The organism is Vibrio sp. nBUS_14 (assembly GCF_051201655.1).
Lineage (GTDB): Bacteria > Pseudomonadota > Gammaproteobacteria > Enterobacterales > Vibrionaceae > Vibrio.
In genome coordinates, this window is sequence record NZ_CP179207.1 from 375,126 (window position 1) to 394,866 (window position 19,741).

The 19,741-nt window shown below is 44.1% G+C and carries 24 protein-coding genes and 1 pseudogene; 8 read left to right on the plus strand and 17 right to left on the minus strand.

Annotated features, from left to right (window positions below):
- Nucleotides 1-16: 16 nt before the first annotated feature.
- Together ACMAZD_RS19230 and ACMAZD_RS19235 are read right to left on the minus strand one after the other, a co-directional pair.
- Nucleotides 17-1,225 (minus strand): MFS transporter, encoded by a 1,209-nt coding sequence (locus ACMAZD_RS19230; protein ID WP_435250205.1) that lies wholly within the window; start codon nucleotides 1,223-1,225, stop codon nucleotides 17-19.
- A gap of 85 nt (nucleotides 1,226-1,310) precedes the next feature.
- Nucleotides 1,311-1,994, minus strand: coding sequence for an SDR family oxidoreductase (locus tag ACMAZD_RS19235; protein ID WP_017107997.1), 684 nt, complete (start codon nucleotides 1,992-1,994; stop codon nucleotides 1,311-1,313).
- A gap of 140 nt (nucleotides 1,995-2,134) precedes the next feature.
- Here ACMAZD_RS19235 and ACMAZD_RS19240 point away from each other — a divergent pair, with 140 nt between their 5' ends.
- From ACMAZD_RS19240 to ACMAZD_RS19265, 6 genes and pseudogenes are all read left to right on the plus strand, one after another.
- Nucleotides 2,135-3,064 (plus strand): LysR family transcriptional regulator, encoded by a 930-nt coding sequence (locus ACMAZD_RS19240; RefSeq protein ID WP_435250206.1) that lies wholly within the window; start codon nucleotides 2,135-2,137, stop codon nucleotides 3,062-3,064.
- A 625-nt stretch (nucleotides 3,065-3,689) separates the two neighbouring features.
- Nucleotides 3,690-4,094 (plus strand): hypothetical protein, encoded by a 405-nt coding sequence (locus ACMAZD_RS19245; protein WP_435250207.1) that lies wholly within the window; start codon nucleotides 3,690-3,692, stop codon nucleotides 4,092-4,094.
- A 14-nt stretch (nucleotides 4,095-4,108) separates the two neighbouring features.
- Nucleotides 4,109-4,605, plus strand: a pseudogene (locus ACMAZD_RS19250) (NAD(P)-binding protein); the annotation flags it as partial.
- Nucleotides 4,606-4,864: 259 nt separating this feature from the next.
- Nucleotides 4,865-5,257, plus strand: coding sequence for a GFA family protein (locus ACMAZD_RS19255; RefSeq protein ID WP_435250208.1), 393 nt, complete (start codon nucleotides 4,865-4,867; stop codon nucleotides 5,255-5,257).
- Between the two features lie 29 nt (nucleotides 5,258-5,286).
- Nucleotides 5,287-5,772: an OsmC family protein gene (locus tag ACMAZD_RS19260; RefSeq protein WP_435250209.1), complete on the plus strand. Its 486-nt coding sequence runs from the start codon at nucleotides 5,287-5,289 to the stop codon at nucleotides 5,770-5,772.
- A gap of 96 nt (nucleotides 5,773-5,868) precedes the next feature.
- A complete protein-coding gene (locus ACMAZD_RS19265; RefSeq protein WP_435250210.1) occupies nucleotides 5,869-6,213 on the plus strand; it encodes a ribosome recycling factor family protein in 345 nt (114 codons plus the stop codon).
- Nucleotides 6,214-6,479: 266 nt separating this feature from the next.
- On the opposite strand, the gene ACMAZD_RS19270 is transcribed toward ACMAZD_RS19265, so the two are convergent.
- The 15 genes from ACMAZD_RS19270 to ACMAZD_RS19340 form a co-directional block, all read right to left on the minus strand.
- Nucleotides 6,480-6,719, minus strand: coding sequence for an RNA recognition motif domain-containing protein (locus ACMAZD_RS19270; RefSeq protein ID WP_435250211.1), 240 nt, complete (start codon nucleotides 6,717-6,719; stop codon nucleotides 6,480-6,482).
- A gap of 124 nt (nucleotides 6,720-6,843) precedes the next feature.
- On the minus strand, nucleotides 6,844-7,107 hold the full coding sequence (locus tag ACMAZD_RS19275; RefSeq protein ID WP_435250212.1) for a DNA polymerase III subunit epsilon: 264 nt from the start codon (nucleotides 7,105-7,107) through the stop codon (nucleotides 6,844-6,846).
- A gap of 326 nt (nucleotides 7,108-7,433) precedes the next feature.
- Nucleotides 7,434-7,976 (minus strand): DUF3833 domain-containing protein, encoded by a 543-nt coding sequence (locus tag ACMAZD_RS19280; RefSeq protein WP_435250213.1) that lies wholly within the window; start codon nucleotides 7,974-7,976, stop codon nucleotides 7,434-7,436.
- A complete protein-coding gene (locus ACMAZD_RS19285) occupies nucleotides 7,973-8,596 on the minus strand; it encodes a chalcone isomerase family protein (protein WP_435250559.1) in 624 nt (207 codons plus the stop codon). Before ACMAZD_RS19285 ends, ACMAZD_RS19280 begins: the two co-directional genes overlap by 4 nt.
- 3 nt (nucleotides 8,597-8,599) lie before the next feature.
- Nucleotides 8,600-9,121, minus strand: coding sequence for a DUF2878 domain-containing protein (locus tag ACMAZD_RS19290; protein WP_435250214.1), 522 nt, complete (start codon nucleotides 9,119-9,121; stop codon nucleotides 8,600-8,602).
- Nucleotides 9,099-10,379 (minus strand): class I SAM-dependent methyltransferase, encoded by a 1,281-nt coding sequence (locus ACMAZD_RS19295; protein ID WP_435250215.1) that lies wholly within the window; start codon nucleotides 10,377-10,379, stop codon nucleotides 9,099-9,101. The genes ACMAZD_RS19290 and ACMAZD_RS19295 overlap by 23 nt, the downstream gene beginning before the upstream one ends.
- Before the next feature lie 100 nt (nucleotides 10,380-10,479).
- Complete coding sequence (locus tag ACMAZD_RS19300; RefSeq protein ID WP_435250216.1) at nucleotides 10,480-11,295, minus strand: DUF1365 domain-containing protein; 816 nt, start codon at nucleotides 11,293-11,295, stop codon at nucleotides 10,480-10,482.
- Entirely contained in the window at nucleotides 11,292-12,563 is a 1,272-nt protein-coding gene (locus ACMAZD_RS19305) for an NAD(P)/FAD-dependent oxidoreductase (RefSeq protein ID WP_435250217.1), read from the minus strand. Before ACMAZD_RS19305 ends, ACMAZD_RS19300 begins: the two co-directional genes overlap by 4 nt.
- Nucleotides 12,564-12,565: 2 nt before the next feature.
- Nucleotides 12,566-13,297: an SDR family NAD(P)-dependent oxidoreductase gene (locus tag ACMAZD_RS19310; protein WP_435250218.1), complete on the minus strand. Its 732-nt coding sequence runs from the start codon at nucleotides 13,295-13,297 to the stop codon at nucleotides 12,566-12,568.
- The gene (locus tag ACMAZD_RS19315; protein ID WP_435250219.1) at nucleotides 13,297-13,728 is read right to left on the minus strand and encodes a nuclear transport factor 2 family protein; all 432 of its coding nucleotides are present in this window, start codon (nucleotides 13,726-13,728) and stop codon (nucleotides 13,297-13,299) included. Before ACMAZD_RS19315 ends, ACMAZD_RS19310 begins: the two co-directional genes overlap by 1 nt.
- Nucleotides 13,729-13,742: 14 nt before the next feature.
- Nucleotides 13,743-15,188 carry a deoxyribodipyrimidine photo-lyase gene (gene phrB, locus ACMAZD_RS19320; RefSeq protein WP_435250220.1) on the minus strand — a complete coding sequence of 482 codons (1,446 nt, stop codon included), beginning with the start codon at nucleotides 15,186-15,188 and terminating at the stop codon, nucleotides 13,743-13,745.
- Nucleotides 15,185-16,132, minus strand: coding sequence for a YbgA family protein (locus tag ACMAZD_RS19325; protein ID WP_435250221.1), 948 nt, complete (start codon nucleotides 16,130-16,132; stop codon nucleotides 15,185-15,187). The genes phrB and ACMAZD_RS19325 overlap by 4 nt, the downstream gene beginning before the upstream one ends.
- 137 nt (nucleotides 16,133-16,269) lie before the next feature.
- On the minus strand, nucleotides 16,270-16,959 hold the full coding sequence (locus ACMAZD_RS19330; protein WP_435250222.1) for a ChrR family anti-sigma-E factor: 690 nt from the start codon (nucleotides 16,957-16,959) through the stop codon (nucleotides 16,270-16,272).
- Nucleotides 16,952-17,599 (minus strand): sigma-70 family RNA polymerase sigma factor, encoded by a 648-nt coding sequence (locus ACMAZD_RS19335; RefSeq protein ID WP_435250223.1) that lies wholly within the window; start codon nucleotides 17,597-17,599, stop codon nucleotides 16,952-16,954. The genes ACMAZD_RS19330 and ACMAZD_RS19335 overlap by 8 nt, the downstream gene beginning before the upstream one ends.
- 110 nt (nucleotides 17,600-17,709) lie before the next feature.
- Nucleotides 17,710-18,330 carry an LON peptidase substrate-binding domain-containing protein gene (locus ACMAZD_RS19340; protein WP_435250224.1) on the minus strand — a complete coding sequence of 207 codons (621 nt, stop codon included), beginning with the start codon at nucleotides 18,328-18,330 and terminating at the stop codon, nucleotides 17,710-17,712.
- 313 nt (nucleotides 18,331-18,643) lie between these two features.
- Between ACMAZD_RS19340 and ACMAZD_RS19345 the strand changes: the two genes are divergently transcribed.
- Nucleotides 18,644-19,030 carry a tautomerase family protein gene (locus tag ACMAZD_RS19345; protein WP_435250225.1) on the plus strand — a complete coding sequence of 129 codons (387 nt, stop codon included), beginning with the start codon at nucleotides 18,644-18,646 and terminating at the stop codon, nucleotides 19,028-19,030.
- A 314-nt stretch (nucleotides 19,031-19,344) separates the two neighbouring features.
- Complete coding sequence (locus ACMAZD_RS19350; RefSeq protein ID WP_435250226.1) at nucleotides 19,345-19,701, plus strand: YibL family ribosome-associated protein; 357 nt, start codon at nucleotides 19,345-19,347, stop codon at nucleotides 19,699-19,701.
- Nucleotides 19,702-19,741: the final 40 nt, after the last annotated feature.

The window sequence follows — 19,741 nt, forward strand, 5'->3', positions numbered from 1 at the left end:
CGGGCTATAAGCAGCGTTATTTGCTTTCTGCTGGGCTGAAAATAGAGCTGCTCTGTGGCTTGTCAGCTCGGTTGGCTTTGGCGATAAGCAGTAAGCCAATTACAGGGACAACAACGGCTGCGAATGGAATCATTCCTGCGCCTAGTTGGCTGTCGAGTACCATGCCACCAAGAAATCCTCCAAAGGCATTGGCCAAGTTAAACGCTGAGATATTGGCTGTTGCTGCTAGCTCTTGGCCTTCGCCACCGTGACTCATCACTCGAAGTTGCATGGCAGGAACGTTCGCAAATGATGCAATACCAAAGACAAATGCAGCTGCAACGAATAGGATTTTGTTGTCTACCACAAGGCCAACCACAACCAATGAAACGATCATTGCGACTGCCCAAAACATTGAAGATTTACCTAGGTTTTTATCTGAAGAGCGCCCACCCAAGGTGTTACCTATGATTAAACCAACACCCACAATCACTAAGATCCAAGTAACAGACTCTTGACCGTAGCCGGTGATGTGCATAGCGATTGGCGCAAGGTATCCGTAAAGCGTCATGAAGCCAGACCAAGCAAAAGCAGTGATTGCCAAGCTGATAAGCAGCATTGGATTTTTGAACGCCATGAGCTGAGTTTTGATGTCTTTCGCTTCGCTGTGACCCGTTGATTTGATTGAGGTTAGGATAGAGATCATCGCAATCGTGCCAAGTGCTGCCACGGTAAAGAAAGTGGTGTGCCAGCCGAATTGCAAGCTCACCCATGTACCCGCAGGAACGCCAAGAACGTTGGCGAGCGTCAAGCCTGCGAACATTTGACCAACGGCGCGACCTGCCATTTTTTCCGACACTAAATTGGTCGCGACAACGGCACCGATGCCGTAGAAAGGACCTTGTACTAAGCCTGCGATAACACGACTTGCCAGCAGCAATGGGTAGCTTGGCGCTAGGGCTGATAACACGTTGCCGATGATGAACAGTGCCATTAGCCCAATCAGAACCATCTTCTTATTAAAGCGAGCAAGATAGATTGTTAAGATTGGCCCGCCGATGACGATAGCTAGCGCATACGCACTGATTAGATAGCCCGCTTGGCCTTCTGTGATCGAAAGGGAGGTTGCAATTTGTGGAAGAATGCCTGCGATAACAAACTCAGCAGTGCCAATCGCAAAAGCCGCGAGTGTCAGTATCCAAACTTGGAATGGAATCTTTTCTTTATGGATAGTTTCTTGTTTCATGATGAGTTACCTATTTAAATTCTTGTTTGTTAGGACGTTTAGATACACGTCCTAACGATTGTTCTTTGTGTCTTTACGAGGTGTTTTAGCCGAGCAGCGCGCCGCCATCGATGTCGATGATTGAGCCTGTCACGTATGGGTTATTGATCGCGAATAGGTAACCCATGGCGATCTCTGAAGCTTCGCCAACCTTGCCTGAGGGTAAGTTACTCTTGGCGTTGTCGTACATCGCTGAGCGAGCGGTGTCGTCCATATTTTTGTAGGCTGCCGTCATGGTTAAGCCGGGGCTGACGGCGTTGACTCGCATCGGTGATAGTTCTTTCGCAAGCACCTTAGTTACGCTCTCTAGCGCTGCATTAATCGCGGTTTTTACGTAAGTACCTGCAACCACTTTACGTGACAACATGCCCGTAGTGAGTGTGATAGAACCGTTGGGTTTCATGTAACGCGCAGCATGCTTAGCAACGTTTAGGCTGCCCCAAAATTTGGTATCAAATGCAGACTTTGCGTGTTCGATAGCAACGTCTGTCACTTTTCCCGCGGGAGCGGATGAGCCTGCCGTGACCACTAAGTGATCGAATGGACCAATGGATTCGAAGTATTCGCAAATCGACTTTTCATTACTGATATCAACACCTGTGTGTCGGCTAGCTATGTGTACCGTGTTATCTTCGTTTCTCAATTGCATCGCTAATGCTTTGCCGATACCTGATGTGCCGCCAATGATGACGAAAGTGCTCTTTTCTTGGTTCGCTAGTGTGTTGTTCATGGTCTGAATTCCTGCGTGTTCTGCTGATGGTTGTCATTATATTTGTTCGACTAAAATTGATAATTGGCTAAAATATAAATTTATTATTCGGAAGAGCTGAACAGATGAACAGATGAACAGCTGAATAGCAGGAGAGGTGAATGGACAAGTTTTCAGATATGGTGATGTTCGTGAGCATTGTTAAACATCATGGGTTAGCAGCGGCGGGGCGAGAGTTAGGGCTTTCTCCTGCGACCATGACAGCAAGGCTGCAGGCGTTGGAAGAGCGTTATGGTGTGAAGTTGTTGAATCGAAGCACGCGACATGTATCTTTAACTGACTCAGGCGAGTTGTATCACAAGGCGTGTCTGGAGATACTAGATAATGTCAGCGAGGCTGAAAACCTGATTCAAAATGGCGTTAAAGAGGTCAAAGGTCCGTTAAAAATCGCCGCGCCGAAAGACATCGGCAAGCAGTATATTCTTCCTATTCTCTCTGAGTTCTGTCAGCAGTATCCCGACGTTATCCCTTACCTTTATCTGAACGACAACCTGTCGAACATTGCTGAGTCAGGTATGGATATCGTGATCCGCTATGGGGAATTGGTCGACAGCAGTTTAATCTCTCGACGCTTATCTCCGAGCCGACGAGTGCTGTGCGCTTCACCAGAATATCTCGCGAAACACGGCACGCCGATCAAGCCACAAGATTTGGTCGAGCACGATTGTTTGGCGATGCTGCGCAGCAATGAAGAACTCAAGACATGGCACTTCCAAGACCATGACACAAAGAAAGCCGTAACGGTTGTACCCAAGCGCTTTTCGGACGATGGCGAAGTGATTCGCTACTGGGCATTAAAAGGTGAGGGTATTGCGCTTAAGTCGGTACTGGATGTACAAGACGACATCAATAACCAGCGTCTTGTGACTTTGCTTAATGGCTACATGAAAAACTTTAATACCGCGACTTCCGTATTAAGCGCCGACTTGAATGTGGTGTACATCAGCAAGAAATATCAGCCGAAACGTATTCGGCTGTTTTTGGATTATCTTCTTGAGAACTTCACTGGTTTGGTCGAGAGGTCAGGCTGAGAACAATTATTGTTAATTTATCAATAGTGAAGCTTCTATGCTGGCCAGCTTTGTCTGGCGGCAAATGTTTATGATGAGAGGTCTGTCAGTGAAAAGATCTCTTTATCGAAGATGACATCATTCCTCTCTGTTCGTCACACGTTCGTACTTCATCCTTATTGAAATATATCCTCTTATGTAATCCCCTCTTGCCGCTAAAAATAGAGGTCGGAAGGAAAGATCAAGCTGTCTTCTCGCAAGTTTAGGTGAGAGAACGCCCTGTTTTATAAAATATTGATAATAAATATGTTAGTAAGGCAGCCTTTGAATTGTTATTTGAGTTTTTTATGATTTAAAGCATATTTAATTACTCAGGTTTATCAATTCACTCATCCAGAACCTGAATAAATTACGACATCAAAGAAATTCTCGTGGCTTTCTTTTTCTACCTAATTGGTCACTTTTTTCTTTTCTATCTATTTAACTCTCTAATATTTATCAGTTTTTACCTTCTTAGCGCATTACATATCAATGGTGTATTTCTCACAGAATTAAAATACATAAGCCAATAGTTGTGATGTTGAATTTGATATAGATTCTTATTTGGGAACATTCCCGCTAATGAATATAATAATGGAGAAATATAATGAAAAACGTTCTTGGCTTCGTGACCCTTCTTGCTGCTTCTTTTGTTCACGCCGAAGACGCTATAACTTTCCCAACTCAACCAGCTACTGAGGTGAATGAGTCGATAGTCTTTCCGACCGTTCAGCATCCAATCGCGTTAGTTGGTGGATACGAAATAGAAAATGGTATTTTGCATTCTCGCACTTACGATTGTGGAATTAATATCAGTGATCTAAACCTATCGGCACAACTTGTCTGGGAGGGTGCGACACCGAAAGTGATGATTGTTGGGGATGACCTAATTATGTATCGTTCACTGGCTAATAGTCCGTTTGAATTAGACATCAACCCGGTATTAAATCAGCTTCCGAATCACGACCTATATCGTTTAGAGCTCGCGAATCATGTCATCTTTAACCGATAGTTTAAGGAGAAAACATGACCTGTCATTATGTCAATGAGAGTGAAAGTGAGGTCGGTGTTAGCACCGGCCCCACGCGGGTCAAAGTTGCCATTTTCGGTGCTGGGATTTCTGGCTTGGCTGTGGCTCATAATTGTTTAAAACAAGGCTTCGATGTGGCTGTCTACGACAAAGAGCTCTACACCGGAGGAAAATGTGTCGGACTAGTGGATGATGGAGGGGCGGTTCATGAGCTTACTCATCGACAGTTTTTTGCCAAAACTACAACTTGATAAACTTCCTTAAAGAGGTTCCTTGTGAGTCTGGTAGTTGTTTAGATTCACTGTATCCCCAGAATATGGTTCAGTTTTCTTGGGCGCAAAATAATAAGACGATACAGTTTCAACGCGGGTACTTTTCCCGCGTTGAAAAGCTATGGGACGACGAAAAGTCTGCTTATTCAATGCTTTATGCTCAAGTTCCTTTAAAGGACACGCTTTGTTTTATCAAATCGATTAAGCGGCTTTATTCAATTGCCAATAATTAGTAAGTCGCTCTCTGGACTGATTCTGGGTGTCGTTGTTATTACTTCTCTGGGAGTTTTCTTTAAGTAACTTGGTTCCTTTTTCAATATGGAATGACGTGGGTGTTTAATTTACCTCAAACTCTCCATGTCATTTTGAGTTACCTTTCCCAACCTATGACGGATCTCTCGAACTCAGCGCCAGATTACGGACAGATATCATCGATCTGGTTATGATATCTGCAACACAAGGACGTGATTGGAGAGAGAAATGAAAGTCGTCGGTAACACGGTTATCCAACCTTTTCATAAGGCAACTTGCCACTGTGGCGTAGTTGAATTAGAACTCAGCCTGCCTAACGGAATCGAAAAGCCACGCCGATGTGATTGTTCTATCTGTCGTCGTCGAGGCGCGATTGTGGGCTCTGTTGCGCTGGATGGCATCAAGATCCTCAAAGGTGCGGAGCATCTTAGGCTTTATCAGTTTAATACCAATACCGCTAAGCATTACTTTTGCTCCAACTGCGGCATCTATACCCATCATCAACGCCGTTCAAGCCCAAATGAATATGGTTTTAATATCGGTTGTTTGGAAGGGGTGAACCCTTTTGATATCGGTGATGTGGTGACCAACGATGGTGTCAATCACCCTGCTGATCGTTAATTTATTGAGCATTAAAAAGGGAAGGTATTATGTCTGAATACGGAGCAGTCATTCGTTGGCAAAAAGCGGACGATGAGGTCTTTAGCGATAACCAATACAGTCGCGGTCATACGTGGGAGTTCGATGGTGGTGTCACTGTACCTGCTTCGTCTTCTCCTCATGTTGTGCAACTGCCGTTTTCTGTAGAAGCGAATGTTGACCCTGAAGAAGCCTTCATCGCGGCACTTTCTAGCTGCCATATGCTGACTTTCTTGGGCATTGCCGCGAAGCAGAAGTACGTGATCAACTCCTATGTGGATGATGCTGTTGGTGTGCTTGAGGAAGATGAATCAGGCCGCTCATCGGTTACCACGGTGACTCTTCGACCTGAGATTGTTTTTTTAGGTACTAAACAACCAACCGCTAAGCAACTCGATAAGCTTCATCATTTAGCGCATAAAAACTGCTTTATCGCGAACTCGGTAAAAACAGAAATTGTGATAAGAACTGAGATCATGCCAGAAACCATAGGATAATTTTTCGTTACGCTTTGCTGTATAAGCTAGGGTGAACAATTGTTTGCTGTGGTTGGTATAATACTAAGCCCAAGTGTCGAGTTCCTTATATAAGTTATGTTTAGCGTCCCTTTAAATAGTTTTGTTCATCGTGTTAGTGATAAAGGCCAAGTCATGGCGAATGCGACTGAGTGTGGATGCCAGCTAAAGCGAGTTCGTCGTTCACGTAATTGGTTGTTGGTAGGTGAAGAAAATCAACTCATTCAATTAAAAACGATGTTGACCCACGAAAAAGACGGTTGGATCGCCATTGCGATAGACAAAGTACTGCCTAAACCTTTGGTGTGTTTGGCTTTGCTGTTAGCGGCAACACCTTCGATGACGGTCGCGCAGTTAGTGATAGAATCAGGATGTTCAATGGCAGAAGCAAGGCGTGCTATTGATGAGCATGAAGGTCTGTAAGCGCGAACTATAAGTGAATAGGTTGTGTTGTATAATATCGTGAAAATAAAATTGCGAGCAGCAAAAAGCCCGTAACGATATTATACTTTTTCAGCGAAATATCGTTACGGGCTTTATTATCTGAGCTTACGGTGAAGCCAGATAAAGAGACCCGTTATTTGACGATTGTTATTAACGAGCAATCTACTGTTAACAACCAATCTGCAGTTAAGAACCAATCTTAAGCTATCAGCTAACAACCAGCCTTTGCTAGGCACTTGCTCTAATTAAGAGTTAGCGACTTTTACACGAATCGTGTTGCTGCCAAGCTTTGACATGTTCAGCTTGTTTAGTGCCGCTTTCGCTTCTTCATGCTCTGGCATTTCAACAAAAGCAAAGCCTTTAGATTCGCCAGTGTCTTGGTCTAAAACTAGGCTGCACTCTTTTACTGAGCCGAACTCAGAAAATAGAACACGGATGTCTTGCTCTGCAGTAGAGCGCGATAGGTTACGAACTAGAAGTTTCATAATAAACCTTAAATATGAATTTACGCCGAGCATTGTCGCACATTTTTGTGCCCACCCTGACATAATAATTTGAGATCAGGCTTGCTTGGTTTTACTACGCGGGATAAGCGCTTTTGAAATCAGATTACTCGTCGTCGAACTGTTTGGTCGTGAATGAGTCTTCGATTCTGTTGAGTTCTTCTTGATCTTTCACTCGCTGTTCTTCTTGGCGAATGACTTTTGCTTCATTGAAGCGTTTCTTTTCTGACTTAGTCAGGAATTTTACAGCTTTCTTGTTGGTCAGTGCGTAAGCAATTACGTCTTCGCCTTTTTCTCTGCGGTCGTTTACACGTTGTGAGAAACGTTCATTGTCGCGAGCTTTACGCTCCGCTGAGGTCAACTTGCTCATGCTTCTAAGCCTTTTCAATTAATCATGGTAGGGAATCTACACTTAGCGAAACCAATGGGGAAGTGATCTTAATTGATGGAACTGTGTATCTTGTTCGGTCAACTGAGTCTAGCCCATTTGTATGCTGGTTGCGCATCTTAGCACAGAGGGGGGAGCTTGCAGATACGCTATTCGAGAGATTAAACAAAACAGCCCACAATTTCACGTTGTGGGCTGTTTTGTTGCGGACTATGGTGTTATTGACTGTGGTTGTCTTGTGGACCAAGCGCTGGTTGTGGGGTGAAAAGGGCCGCCAACAAATCAAGGTCAAACTAAGACTCTCTCAATCAGATTTTCTCGATGTATAAGATGACTTCACCGACTTTAAAGCCGAACTTAGACATCTCAGTTTTGTTGAACAGGCGTTTGTCGTCCATCAAGAACATCCAATCATCAAGCAGCACTTCATAAGTGCTACCATCTACTTCGATTTCTAAATCGTATTTCCAGTAAAGTGCTGAACCTTGGGTTTCGCCATAAGCGGTACCAACCACATCATTAGCCGTTCCTGTGTAGGTATTGTCACTGGTTTTTATTAGGTTCCAAACCCGAGTGGATCGCTCACCGTCTGCAAACGTAAACCACTCTTTGATCTCTCCGTTATTACCATCCCAAGTGGCAATAAGTTTGGCGTCAAAGCGGCGCAATAAGTTACCAGAACGGTCAAGCACCATGCCGTAGGCCATCAGTTCACCATCAAAAAAGCTTTCAAGTTTCAGCTCTGGAGTGGTGTCTACGTGATTTTCTAGATTGGCAGAGCCACAACCAAAAAGCCAAGTCAGAGAAAGCAGTGCTATAGCGAATTTTGTTATTTTTATTTTTGAATTCATTTATTCAAACCTAGTAGTTGTTTGCGTAGGCCGGGCTCGGATGTATTTTCAGATAGCCAAATGGCTAAGAAGGCTTCACCAAACTGTTTGTCTTGAATGATGCCAATGGGCTGTTCGTCGAAATAAAAACGGCTCACGTTGTCTTCAGCAACACGAATAGTGAGAGTGCTTCCCTCTTCAACGTTAGGCCACATCTCATACAAAGGTTTCAACCAACGTTGGATGTTATTTTTAGAGTAACCAAGCTTGTTCCATTGGTCTTTGGTTGCGTCCACCAAATCTCTACTATCGATAGAACGGTAATACTCAAGTTTAAGTGCGCGCTCAGAGTTGGTTGGCGTGGTGTAAAACTCCGCAGAGTAGAGTGTCCAAAACAGGTAACTCATTTCGCCTTGGCCGCGCTTGTTGAGATCATCGACTGCAGAAGATTTCGCGCTTCCGGTAAACAGGAGTGCAGCAAAAATCAAAATTAGGGTGATGAAGCTGAAAAGTCTGGTCGTTCTTTGCTTACGTTCTTGGGTGTGAAAACGTGTTTGCGTACGAGCGTTTGACTGCATGCGTGCACGGTTGCTGTCACTCTCAGGTTTGAACGCTTGCGTCGGTTTGCTTGGAAAAGCGATAAGTCACCTCGTTGTTGCCATTTTAGGTTGCACTAAGTTGGAGTAGGCGGCCACCAGTGAGGGCAACAAAATCCCCCAACTTGTTGCAAGGGCAGCTAACACCGATGCATCTGGCCAAGTAGTAAGAAGGGCGCCTGCTTTGATGCCTCCCCAATAACTACAAGTACCTGCTACGAACCCTATGACAAACAAGATCACTTTCGAGCATTTTAGAAGCCAATTTAGGCTGTGATTTAAGCTGATTAAAAACATGACCCACAGGCAGACAAGCCACACTGGGAATATGGTTTGATTGGCGATATCAGGATCAACAGCGAACACGCCGAAAAGAAGCATCAAGCTGTCAAGCAGTAGCCCCAAAGGTAACAAACAGAGGATTTTTAGATCGCTATTGCGAGTCGGAGAAAGAAAGTAATGGACAATCACGAGCAGTGGCGTAACGAACGGGGCTTGCGCGGTAAAGAAAGCGCTGCAAACCCAGGTCGCTTGAAACAGAACGAGATTAATAATCCAAAACCGTTTCATCTTTTGCTCCAAAGTAACGAGGTTTTCTTGCGACAAGGTGATGAGTGCTGATCACGCGCTCTAGGAATGCCCCTTCGCAGTAGCAGAAATAGAACACCCAAAGGCGTTTAAACTCTTCCGAATAGCCCAATGATTCGAGCTCTTCCCAACTGTTTTCAAAGGCAACATTCCAGTCGTTAAGAGTACGAGCATAGTGCAGACCAATGTCATCGATTTCTTGAACCACAAGGTCTGTGCTGGTGGCAAGGTGTTGAGTCATCACGGCAACCGAAGGCAAACAACCACCGGGGAAGATGTACTTCTGAATAAAGTCGACGCCTTTACGGTATTTATCATAACGGCTGTCGGCAATGGTAATCGCTTGAATCAACATTTTTCCTGAAGGTTTCAACAGAGAAGAGCACTTCTCAAAGAAGGTTTGCAGATATTCATGCCCAACTGCTTCTATCATCTCGATAGAAACCAACTTGTCGTATTGACCTGATAGGTTTCGATAATCTTCTTTAAGCAAAGTGATCTTGTCGGTTAGGCTGAGCGCTTTGACGCGCTGTTCTGCCAGCTCGTGCTGAGCATCTGAGATGGTGGTGGTTGTAACGTGGCACCCATAGTGCTGTGCCATAAATATCGCTAAACCGCCCCAGCCAGTACCGATTTCAACTACGTGGTCCGATTCTGAAAGCTCTAAGCGTTCACAGATGGTTTTCATTTTGTTTTGCTGTGCTTTCGACAGGGTTAATGCGTCTTCACTGTAGATTGCAGATGAATACTGCATTGAGCAATCAAGAAAGCGTTCATACAACTCATTACCGATGTCGTAGTGGGCAAGAATGTTTCTTTTAGAGCCTTGTTCGGTGTTAGAGTTCTTGCGACGAAGAAGTAGGTTTTTGAATTTAGAAATCCACTGTGTTTTGTCGTCCAATTCATCCAGTTGAGCTTGGTTTCGCGCCATGATTTGAATTACGCGAGTGAGATCGGGGCTGGTCCATTTACCATCAATGTAGGCCTCAGATGCACCGATACTGCCGCGCATTACTACATCTTGATAGAAGCTCGCGTCATGGATAACGATTTGAGCGGTTAAGGTCGCTTCTCTGTCTCCAAACACCGAATGTTGGTCTCGTTCTATCACTTCGAGTTTTGCGAATTGCAGACGTTCTAGAACCTTGAAAATCAGAGCTCGATATTTGCAGTTGCTTGAAACAGCAACGGCTTTAACTTGTTGTTCTACGTTGTTGTTTTGTTTGGCAAGCTGTTCCATGGAAACCTCGCTGAGAAAATGTTTTGAATTTAGTTTTACTGACTTGGGGCTAAAACTGTTTGTCTCGTTAAGCCTGCCCAAGCCTTCAATTTAGATATCTTTAAGGCGTTTTAGACGCTGAATCTGGATGCGCCACAAACGGTACTTTTTTCAGAAATAATTTGAGAGCCTGAAAATAGATACCCATTACAACCTTGATAGTCATTGCAGGGATCCTCAGTACCGTTTTCCTAATGTTTACTTTTGTCACCGACTGCTTTGAGAGTGCTAGTGTGGCATCAAAAATCTTGTCGCTACGATGACTCTCGATGTGTACCAACGTCCGTTTCGTTGGTGGCTTTATTTTCCACAAGTAGTTCATGTCTAAATCCATGAACGGCGAAACGTGAAACTCTTTTTTTACTTTCAATTCTTTGTGCATGTCGATGAGATAATAGTGTCTTTCTCGCCAAGGCGTGTTACTCACTTCGGCCAACATGTAGCGACAATCACCAGTCTCGTCGTAACAAAAAAAACAGTTGATTGGGCTGAAATAAACCCCTAAACAACGACATTGAGCCAACATTGTGACGCGATTTTCTACCGCCCAATCGCCACCAAGTTGTTGTAATTTGGAAGCTATACGTTGCTTTAGTGTTTTAGGTTCATCAGCTGTGACATTTTCTTTTTTTTCAGCGAGGTAATCCGATTCGACAAAGCGAATCGGGTTAAACCATTGAGTGCCGAACAGACGACTGCGAGTTGTTGTTTGAGGGATTTCATCGAGATCTAATCCCATCATGTATAACTGATAGCTGAATTCATGAGTAATATCGCCAAAGCGGCGGTGGCGTACGTTGCCCCAGTAAATGCCGCTGAGCTCTTCACTCTTTTCTGATGCTATCTCCATGTCGGATGTCATGGTCTGAGTGCTCATCGTACTGAACTCGTGCTCAAATCTAGGCCAAAGCGTTTCGTGACATCGAGTGCACTGTGAACACCGTCTTCATGAAATCCGTTGTACCAATAAGCACCTGCAAAGTGGGTGTTGTTTCTACCGCAGATCTGCTCGCGCTTATGTTGGGCTTCTACCGTGTTCGAGTTAAGTACCGGGTGATGATAAACGAAGCTGCGAATGATTTTCTCAGGCGCAATCGTGTCACTTTGGTTTAGGGTTACGCAGAAGGTATCCTGGCTTTCAATACCTTGCAGAATGTTCATGTTGTAAGTGACACAGGCAGGTCTTTGGCTGTTGCCATCTAACATATAGTTCCAGCTTGCCCACGCCAGTTTACGGTCGGGTAACAGGTTGGTATCCGTGTGCAGAACCACCTCATTTCGGCTGTAAGGGATCTCCCCTAACACCTGTTGTTCTTGTTCAGACGCGTCGCCCAGTAATCGCAGTGCTTGGTCTGAGTGACACGCAAATATTATCTCGTCGAAGTCTTGTGTGCTGTCGTCTTCAAATTCAATTGTAACCCCTGACTGTTGACGAGTGACTTGCTTAATCAAGGTGTTTAACGCGACCGGTTTATTCAAGCGTGAAAGGATGATCTCGACGTAAGAACGCGAACCCTTAGGAATCACATACCATTGAGGACGGTTGGCAATGTCTAACAGGCCGTGGTTGTAGAAGAACTGAATAAAGAATTTGAGCTCAAACTCTTCCATCTTTTCTAGGCTTGTCGACCAGATGGCCGCACCCATCGGTAAGATATAGTGCTGACTGAAAAAGTCGGAAAACTGGTTGTCGCTTAGGAAGCGGCCAAGGGTGACATCTGGTGTGAATTCGTTGCTTTCAAACTGGGCCTTACACAGCTTATTGAACTTGAGAATGTCAGACACTAAAGACCAGAACTGAGGTTTGAAAATATTACTTCGTTGAGCAAACAAAGAGTTGATGCTGTGGCCGTTGTATTCGAATTTAGTCATAGTGTTGTGCACGCTGAAGCTCATTTCGGTGGGTTGCCTTTCGACACCGAGTTGCTCAAGCAGTTTGTTGAAGTTTGGGTAGGTTCTGTCGTTGAAAACGATGAAGCCAGTATCAATTGAAAACGCCGTGCCTCGGTGTTCTATATCAACCGTAGCAGTGTGCCCGCCGACGTAGTCATTTTTCTCGAATACCGTAATGTCGTGGTGTTTATCTAATACATGTGCGCAAGTCAGTCCAGAGATGCCTGAACCTATAATGGCGATTTTTTTCATTGTTATACCATCCTTGAAGCGAGTTTTTGCCAAACTGGAGTCGGTAGCATTCTTAGTAACTTCATTATTAGTATGAATCGTCTTGGGAAATCGATCTCGCTCTTTCCTTGAGCAATACCATTTACGATTCGTTGAGTGGCTGCCTCGCTACTAATAATCATAGGCATAGCGAAGGAGTTTCGCTCGGTTAATGGTGTTTCAACAAAGCCTGGGTGCACAATTGAGACATGAATATTGTGCTTGGCGAGATCAACAGACAGTGTTCTACCTAAGTAGGTTAGAGCAGCCTTTGAAGCGCCATAAGCTTCAGCTCTTGGCAGTGGTAAAAAGCTCGCGCTTGAACTTACCAAAACTAAGCGTCCGCCGGGCTTGATGTTTTTTAACCAAGCTTTGAGGGCGTAGCCAATTGAAATGAGATTGATGTTGATGACGCGCTCGAACAACTCTGCATCGAAATTAACAGGATCATTGATGTATTCACAATCACCCGCGTTCAAAATCAGTAGGTCGAGTGGCTTATCCAGGTCGAGTTCTGGGAAATTGTGGTAATCGGTCAAATCAAAACAGAGTGGGTCAATTGACGAGTGCGATAAATCTGTCTCGTGAGAGTCAACCAAGGCTTGCAGCTTGTCTTGGTTACGGCCGCAAGCAATAACCTGATGCCCTTGTTGAGCATAATCTATAGCGAGTGATTGGCCGATACCTGAGGTCGCGCCTGTGATCATAATACGCATTATCTGCTAGCTCTTTTTTTGATGGATTTGACCGCGCAGCCTAATACTGGGATGTGCTCGTACAACATCGAACCTACATCCAGATAATCGCGATGATAAACCACTTGGTTGTCCAACATTTTAATATGACTGTGCCCTTGAACTTCAATCGGCTTTTGTCCGTTGAGTTGTTTGTGAGCGAATTGCATCGTCCAATAAACGGATGCCTCGTCTTTCACTTCAAAGGTGTGTTCTATGTGGAAGTAACAGCTAGTGACTTGTGTGTAGAGGTTCTCGAAGTAATGCGTTAACGCAACAATCCCACTGACATGATGCAGTGGGTCTTGGAATTCAATGTCCGGGTGATAAACCGTCTTTAACACGTCGAAATTGTCGGTTCCGAGTTCTCGGTACATGTTGAGAAAGTTTTCAAGCCATAGTGAGTTGTCCATAATAATCACTCTAATTATTTGAAAAAGGCTAAGGCTCTCAATCGTGCTTGTTTATGTTCAACGATGGGTTGCCAGTATTCACTGTCTATTCCATTTTTAGCGATAAATTCATGTGGGAAATGCACATGTTTATCTGGGATATTTTGCAGCTCTGGGATGTACTTACGAATAAAAATTCCTTTCGGATCAAACTTTTCACTTTGGGTGATTGGATTGAAAATTCTGAAATAAGGTTGAGCATCACAACCAGTACTTGAAGCCCACTGCCAACCGCCATTATTCGCGCTGAAATCACCATCGATAAGGTGTGACATAAAAAAACGCTCCCCCCAGCGCCAGTCAATCAGCAGGTGTTTGGTCAGGAAGCTCGCCACCACCATTCTTAGCCTGTTGTGCATCCAACCTGTTTCAACCAATTGACGCATGGCTGCATCAACCAAAGGGTAACCTGTTTTGCCTTCGCACCATGCTTTGAAGCTAGGGTTGTCATGATACCAATCCAAGCCATTGTACTTTTGTTGAAAGTTAGCGCCTTTAACCAGTTTAGGGTGGTGGAACATCAAATGCTTATAAAAATCTCGCCAAATCAATTCATTAAGCCAAGAAAAGGCCGGTAACTGAGTATCAAATAACAAGTCAGGCTGTTGCTGAATCAACTGAATCGCTAACCAACGGGGGCTGACTGCACCAATAGTCAAGTATGGCGAAAGACCAGATGTCCCCTTCACCGATGGAATATCTCGAAGGCGGGAATAGTCGTTAACTTTATTGGCTAAGAAATTGGGGATCACGCTCTCAAGCACGTCTTGGCTTAGTGGCCAACGCTCCGAATCGGTACGAGGAAAGTCAAAATCGTACTCGTCAGAAAAACCACTTAACGATTGATTCAGTAGTGATGGGTTCTTAGGCGAATCGGTTTCAGATGAACATGCTTGCGTCGCTCCTGATGAATACTCCGGAGCGTGGCTGCAAATGATGCCTTTCGCTTGAACTTCTTTTAACCATGCGTTTTTGAACGGTGTGAAAACCTTGAACATCTCGCCTTGTTTATTCAGTACGCTACCTAATGGCAGAATCGTATCGGAGTCGGTTATCTTCAGTTTGATGCCACTTGCGATTAAGCGTTTGTCTCTTAACTGCTCATCCACTTCCGGTTCTGAATTGGCGTACACACATGTCGCATCGCTCTGTTTGCACAAGTCGATGAGTTGGGTCGCTTGATCGTTAAAGTCTGTGGCTTTGATATGCAGCAGAGTGATACCGAATTCAGCGAGTTGTGATTCGAACTGTTTTAGGTGTCGATAGATGAAGTCTGCTTTTATCGGTGCAAGGTGATGTTGTTGCCATTGCTGCGGGGTTGAAATAAAAACGGCGATAGAGACGCCGTTTTCAACCGCAGAGACGAGTGCTGGGTTATCGTGAATCCGCAGGTCTCGTCTTATCCATAGAATGTCGCTCAATATCCGTATCTCAGCTTAAGTTCTTGTGGGTGCGGGTTTAGGTAAACTTGTGATTCTAGGTACTCGTTTGGGTATTCCATCAGATAGTGGTTGATCAGCGTTAGTGGGACTAACAGAGGAACTAGACCTTCTCTGAATGATGAAATCTGATTGGTGAGCTCTTGTTTGTGAGCGCTGCTCAACTGTTTTTTAAAGTAGCCTTGCAAGTGATGCAGAGTATTGGCATGACTACCACGATTTGCATGATGCATTAGCGCCGTCATCAGACCTTCAATGTACTTTTCAGATAGCTCGTCGATCTCTAAATCGTTACTCGCTAAAAGTTTACCTAGGCTCTTATAGCCTTCAACGTGGTGACACATCACTAGGTACTTATGAGCGCTGTGGAATTTAATCAGTTTATGTTTGGTGACACCTTCATCGACAAGGTCGAGCCACTTTTGATAAGTGAAAACACGAGTCATAAAGTTTTCACGCAGAATTGGATCGTTGAGGCGACCATTCTCTTCTACAGGAAGTAGAGGGTTACCTTGCATAACTTGCTGAGTGAACAAGCCAACGCCTGTTGATTCAGAACCACGTCCATGGTGGTGGTAAACCTTTACTCGCTCCATGCCACAGGTTGGGCTTTTCTGACACACAATGAACCCAGCGATGTGTTGGTTATTCTTTGAATAATTTTGACCAAACTCGATCAGTTCGCCGGTAACATCACCAGAACCATCAGGTCGAGAAACATGAATAATGTCATCTAACATTCTTGTTTGACGGATCGTAGGACGAGGCGTTGGAAGCCCAACGCCCATCTCTGGGCAAACTGGCTCAAGTTCTACGTAGTCTGCAAGATCATCTGTGCAAAAACGAGAACGCTTATGTCCAGTATCGAACCGAACTTTATGACCGGCGACACATGCACTAATGCCTATTTTTATTTTTTTATCCATTGGTCAGTTCCTTACGCTCATTGCTCGTTATTATTCTTATATTATGTTGTTTATTAAACATTACTTTAGTTCGGTTTTTACTTTTCTTAGTAGCCAACTCTATGAGTCTTGTGACGTATCCGGTAAATCTTTTAAGACTAATAAATGTATCTGCCCAGTGGGTTGAACAATTGGCTCACCCCTTTGGTGAAGTACAGGGCATCGCTTGAAACAGTTAAACAAACACAGCCCTCTTTGGTCGCAGGCTGATGGGTGTGTTCTCCATCTAACCAGATGAAGTCACCTTTGTTGTAAACGCCCATTTCATCTTCGAAGCTACCTTCTAAAAGAAGCGTGATCTCGAAACCTTTATGAGTATGACAAGGCACTTGTCCGTATTTATCTATATGTAGCAAGCTGGTGTGGTGAGATTCGTCATCAAAATCGAGTCTTGCGCGAGAAATCTTGCCCAAGTTCATCCAGTCTTTTCTTACCACTGAGTTGAGCGCGCGAGGAATCGTGAAAGTGGTGTTGTACACGGTTTCTTGTTGCGCTTCAACAGCGACTTCGACAGCCTGTGATAAATCTGCCGTGATCTGATTAATCGCGTCAAAATCAAACTCTCCGTCATCAACTAGGAATGCATCCATTTCGCTGTCAGACAGTTTTAGCTCTAATGAATCGCTTTCAAAGGCTGAGTCAGCAGCTTGCGCCGTCAGCATGCTCACTTGTTTTTGGCAGTGTTCACAAAGCTCTACATGGCTAGCAACAATCAGAGAAACCGAATCCGCTAGATTGCCATCGACAAAATCTTGCAAGATTGCCGAATTTGGGTGATGTTTAATCATGGTCTTGTTCCCCCATGTGAACTTTTAATTTGGCGAGTGCGAGTCTTAGACGTGATTTAACAGTTCCAAGCGGGACATCAAGTTGTTGTGCGAGCTGTTCTTGCGATAACTCTTGGAAATAGACACCTTTCACGATGGTTTTCTGGGCGAGAGGCAGCTTCTCTATTTGAGTCATAACGTGTCGACTCATTAGATGGTCGCCAAATGGAGACTGGTCACTTTGTGATTCGGCTACCATGGCGTCAATCGGCCAAATATCATCAGCAATGGTTTGTTCTGCTTTTGCTTTAACCTTTCTCAACATGTCGAAAGCAGCGTTTCGCATCACGGTATATACCCAAGTGGTCGCTGCGCCTTTCTCTTCATTGTAGAGATGCGCTTTCTTCCATACATTAGTCATCGTGTCTTGAACTAATTCATTGGCAGCGGCTTCACCACCCAACTTGCTGATACCAAAACGCTTAATTTTGGGAGCAAAAAACTTAAACAAACACGTAAATGCCTGCTTATCTCTGTCTGAACCAACCAAAACCAGCCAGCTTGATAGCTCTGTAGGTACCTTACTTTCAGTAGGTAGTTTGTTGTCGGGAATAATGACATGCTCCTTGCCGTTCCCTGTTCTTCTGCTTTCCACTTGCATAGTAGTTAACCATCATGCGAATTTGATAGGCACTACGTGAAGAGTGAAGGTGGGGATCACTTTATTTTAAATTAATTTCTACTATACAAAATTATAGCGAATAAAAGTGCTTATTGCCCTGTAATGATTTGATTCAAAAAGGGAACTAACGACGGAAAACTAGCGGGTTCTGTGAATTTGGTTTTCTTTTCCAATGGGATAGGCATCATTTCGAGCAGTCGAGCACATATCCATTGAGGGCTTTCAAAGTCAGGAGATGGGTAGAGTGTTCTGATCGAGTCGTGTTCTCGAAACAATTCGACGAGAAACGCAGTGACTACGTTCGGCACCTTATAGCTGTGTTGTGGCCAATGAGGCAATGGGCGAAAATCACTTTTGATCAGGTCATCAGTGTCGCGGAAGGAGGCGTAAAGTTGCACTAATTGTTCACCTTCAACATCAATTTCCAGAATTTGATCATTGGACATGTTGAAATCGACAATAGACACTTTTGTCCCCCAAGAACTCTGACGTTCGGAGTGGGTGTCGTCTTGAGTCGTAATGATGAAACCGTCTCCCCGCGCAGCATGAGCAACCATTTTCAAGTACTTAGGCTCAAAAATACGCAGTCTTTGTCTGCCCCTTGGTAAAATGAATAACGGTAGAGGAAACACCGCAAGCTTTTGAGAAGTCTCTACGGGAGTTTCTGATTCGGTTTCTATCCGTGTGATCTTCTCAGCTGAATTCGGCACTTAATACTCCTTAGTTCATACATGGTTGAGTTTGTACGGATTTGGTTCGTACGTAACTCAGAGATGTATACGCGGGCTTGTTGAAGTTCGATCAATGTGGGGTGATGTTATTGAACAGGAAGTTAGAGAGAGAGGCATGGTTTTTTGTGGCGTTTATTCGCAATTTAATCGGTTTAACCTTTTTTAACTTACGTCATTAGGTAATATGGGTTAAGAATTAGTCAGTCAATGGATAGATAACAAGCGACATGCTTATCCTACGTTGCTTATCTCTCAGTTCTGCTTTATCTGACATCACATCAAAGGAACGGTCATGATCGTTATTTATGGTATCAAAGAGTGCTTAAATCCGATTAAGTTACAGCTTTCTAATGTCTTACAACAATGTTTGAACAGTGAGATGGGGTTACCTGATGACAAACGAGCGCACCGGTTTGTACCATTAGAAAGAGATGATTTCTTTTATCCCGAAGGGCGAACAGAAGCTTACACCGTCATAGAAATCAATATGATGGAAGGGCGAGCGGTGAACACCAAAAAGCGCCTGATTAAGAAGATATTTTCTGAAATAGAAAAGCAGCTGGCTATCCCTCCCATTGATATCGAGATCACTATCAAGGAGCAGCCATCGCATTGCTGGGGCTTTCGAGGCATGACTGGCGATGAAGCCCAAGATCTTAAGTATAAAGTCAAAGTTTAGGTAAACCGCTTGATAGCGGCTTCAGAGCTAGGTGTTTGAGCCGCTAACCTGATTCTATTTGTTGTTGGGTGATTTCGTTATAGAGGTCTCTTATAACGATCTGTTCTACTAACCCTCATCACTCTCTTTTAAGTATTGGTTCTTCTCAAAGTTATTGAGTGAATAGTTACCTCAAGCGGCGAATGATTGGTAGTCAGCTTAGGCCATATTTCATTCGATGGGCTATTTGTCAGATAAATTTCGGTTCAGGTAAAGCCTTATGCTATACTCCGCGCCCCAATCCGAATTGGCTTGTTAAATCTTAGGAAATTATTATGAGTGTTAAAAACGAACTTCAACAAATTAACAACCGTCTAGACAAGTGTCGCAACAAGTTAGCGGCTGCTAAAACTCGTAATGATCGTCCTGTTGTTCGTCAATTTGAAGACGAGATTAAGAAGCTTACTAAGAAAATTGCCCAGCTTAAACACAAAGAAAGCTTTGATGTGAACCAAGAACGTAAATCGCTGATTGATATGTCATTTAGCCGTGAAATCACAAAAGCTGAGCAAGCGGATATGGGTAAACTGAAAAAGTCTGTAAAAGGATTAGTGATTGTTCACCCAATGACGAAGATTGGTAAAGAGCTTCGCATTGAGGTTATGACAGGGTATGCCCCTAAAAAATTCTAATTGCCAGCGATGGTGGTAAAAAAGGAGCTAGCAATAGCTC

Coding starts and splice junctions, on each gene's coding strand:
- ACMAZD_RS19230 (WP_435250205.1), bottom strand. CDS start 1,225: ATGAAACAAGAAACTATCCATAAAGAAAAGATTCCATTCCAAGTTTGG.
- ACMAZD_RS19235 (WP_017107997.1), bottom strand. CDS start 1,994: ATGAACAACACACTAGCGAACCAAGAAAAGAGCACTTTCGTCATCATT.
- ACMAZD_RS19240 (WP_435250206.1), top strand. CDS start 2,135: ATGGACAAGTTTTCAGATATGGTGATGTTCGTGAGCATTGTTAAACAT.
- ACMAZD_RS19245 (WP_435250207.1), top strand. CDS start 3,690: ATGAAAAACGTTCTTGGCTTCGTGACCCTTCTTGCTGCTTCTTTTGTT.
- ACMAZD_RS19255 (WP_435250208.1), top strand. CDS start 4,865: ATGAAAGTCGTCGGTAACACGGTTATCCAACCTTTTCATAAGGCAACT.
- ACMAZD_RS19260 (WP_435250209.1), top strand. CDS start 5,287: ATGTCTGAATACGGAGCAGTCATTCGTTGGCAAAAAGCGGACGATGAG.
- ACMAZD_RS19265 (WP_435250210.1), top strand. CDS start 5,869: ATGTTTAGCGTCCCTTTAAATAGTTTTGTTCATCGTGTTAGTGATAAA.
- ACMAZD_RS19270 (WP_435250211.1), bottom strand. CDS start 6,719: ATGAAACTTCTAGTTCGTAACCTATCGCGCTCTACTGCAGAGCAAGAC.
- ACMAZD_RS19275 (WP_435250212.1), bottom strand. CDS start 7,107: ATGAGCAAGTTGACCTCAGCGGAGCGTAAAGCTCGCGACAATGAACGT.
- ACMAZD_RS19280 (WP_435250213.1), bottom strand. CDS start 7,976: ATGAATTCAAAAATAAAAATAACAAAATTCGCTATAGCACTGCTTTCT.
- ACMAZD_RS19290 (WP_435250214.1), bottom strand. CDS start 9,121: ATGAAACGGTTTTGGATTATTAATCTCGTTCTGTTTCAAGCGACCTGG.
- ACMAZD_RS19295 (WP_435250215.1), bottom strand. CDS start 10,379: ATGGAACAGCTTGCCAAACAAAACAACAACGTAGAACAACAAGTTAAA.
- ACMAZD_RS19300 (WP_435250216.1), bottom strand. CDS start 11,295: ATGAGCACTCAGACCATGACATCCGACATGGAGATAGCATCAGAAAAG.
- ACMAZD_RS19305 (WP_435250217.1), bottom strand. CDS start 12,563: ATGAAAAAAATCGCCATTATAGGTTCAGGCATCTCTGGACTGACTTGC.
- ACMAZD_RS19310 (WP_435250218.1), bottom strand. CDS start 13,297: ATGCGTATTATGATCACAGGCGCGACCTCAGGTATCGGCCAATCACTC.
- ACMAZD_RS19315 (WP_435250219.1), bottom strand. CDS start 13,728: ATGGACAACTCACTATGGCTTGAAAACTTTCTCAACATGTACCGAGAA.
- ACMAZD_RS19325 (WP_435250221.1), bottom strand. CDS start 16,132: ATGGATAAAAAAATAAAAATAGGCATTAGTGCATGTGTCGCCGGTCAT.
- ACMAZD_RS19330 (WP_435250222.1), bottom strand. CDS start 16,959: ATGATTAAACATCACCCAAATTCGGCAATCTTGCAAGATTTTGTCGAT.
- ACMAZD_RS19335 (WP_435250223.1), bottom strand. CDS start 17,599: ATGCAAGTGGAAAGCAGAAGAACAGGGAACGGCAAGGAGCATGTCATT.
- ACMAZD_RS19345 (WP_435250225.1), top strand. CDS start 18,644: ATGATCGTTATTTATGGTATCAAAGAGTGCTTAAATCCGATTAAGTTA.
- ACMAZD_RS19350 (WP_435250226.1), top strand. CDS start 19,345: ATGAGTGTTAAAAACGAACTTCAACAAATTAACAACCGTCTAGACAAG.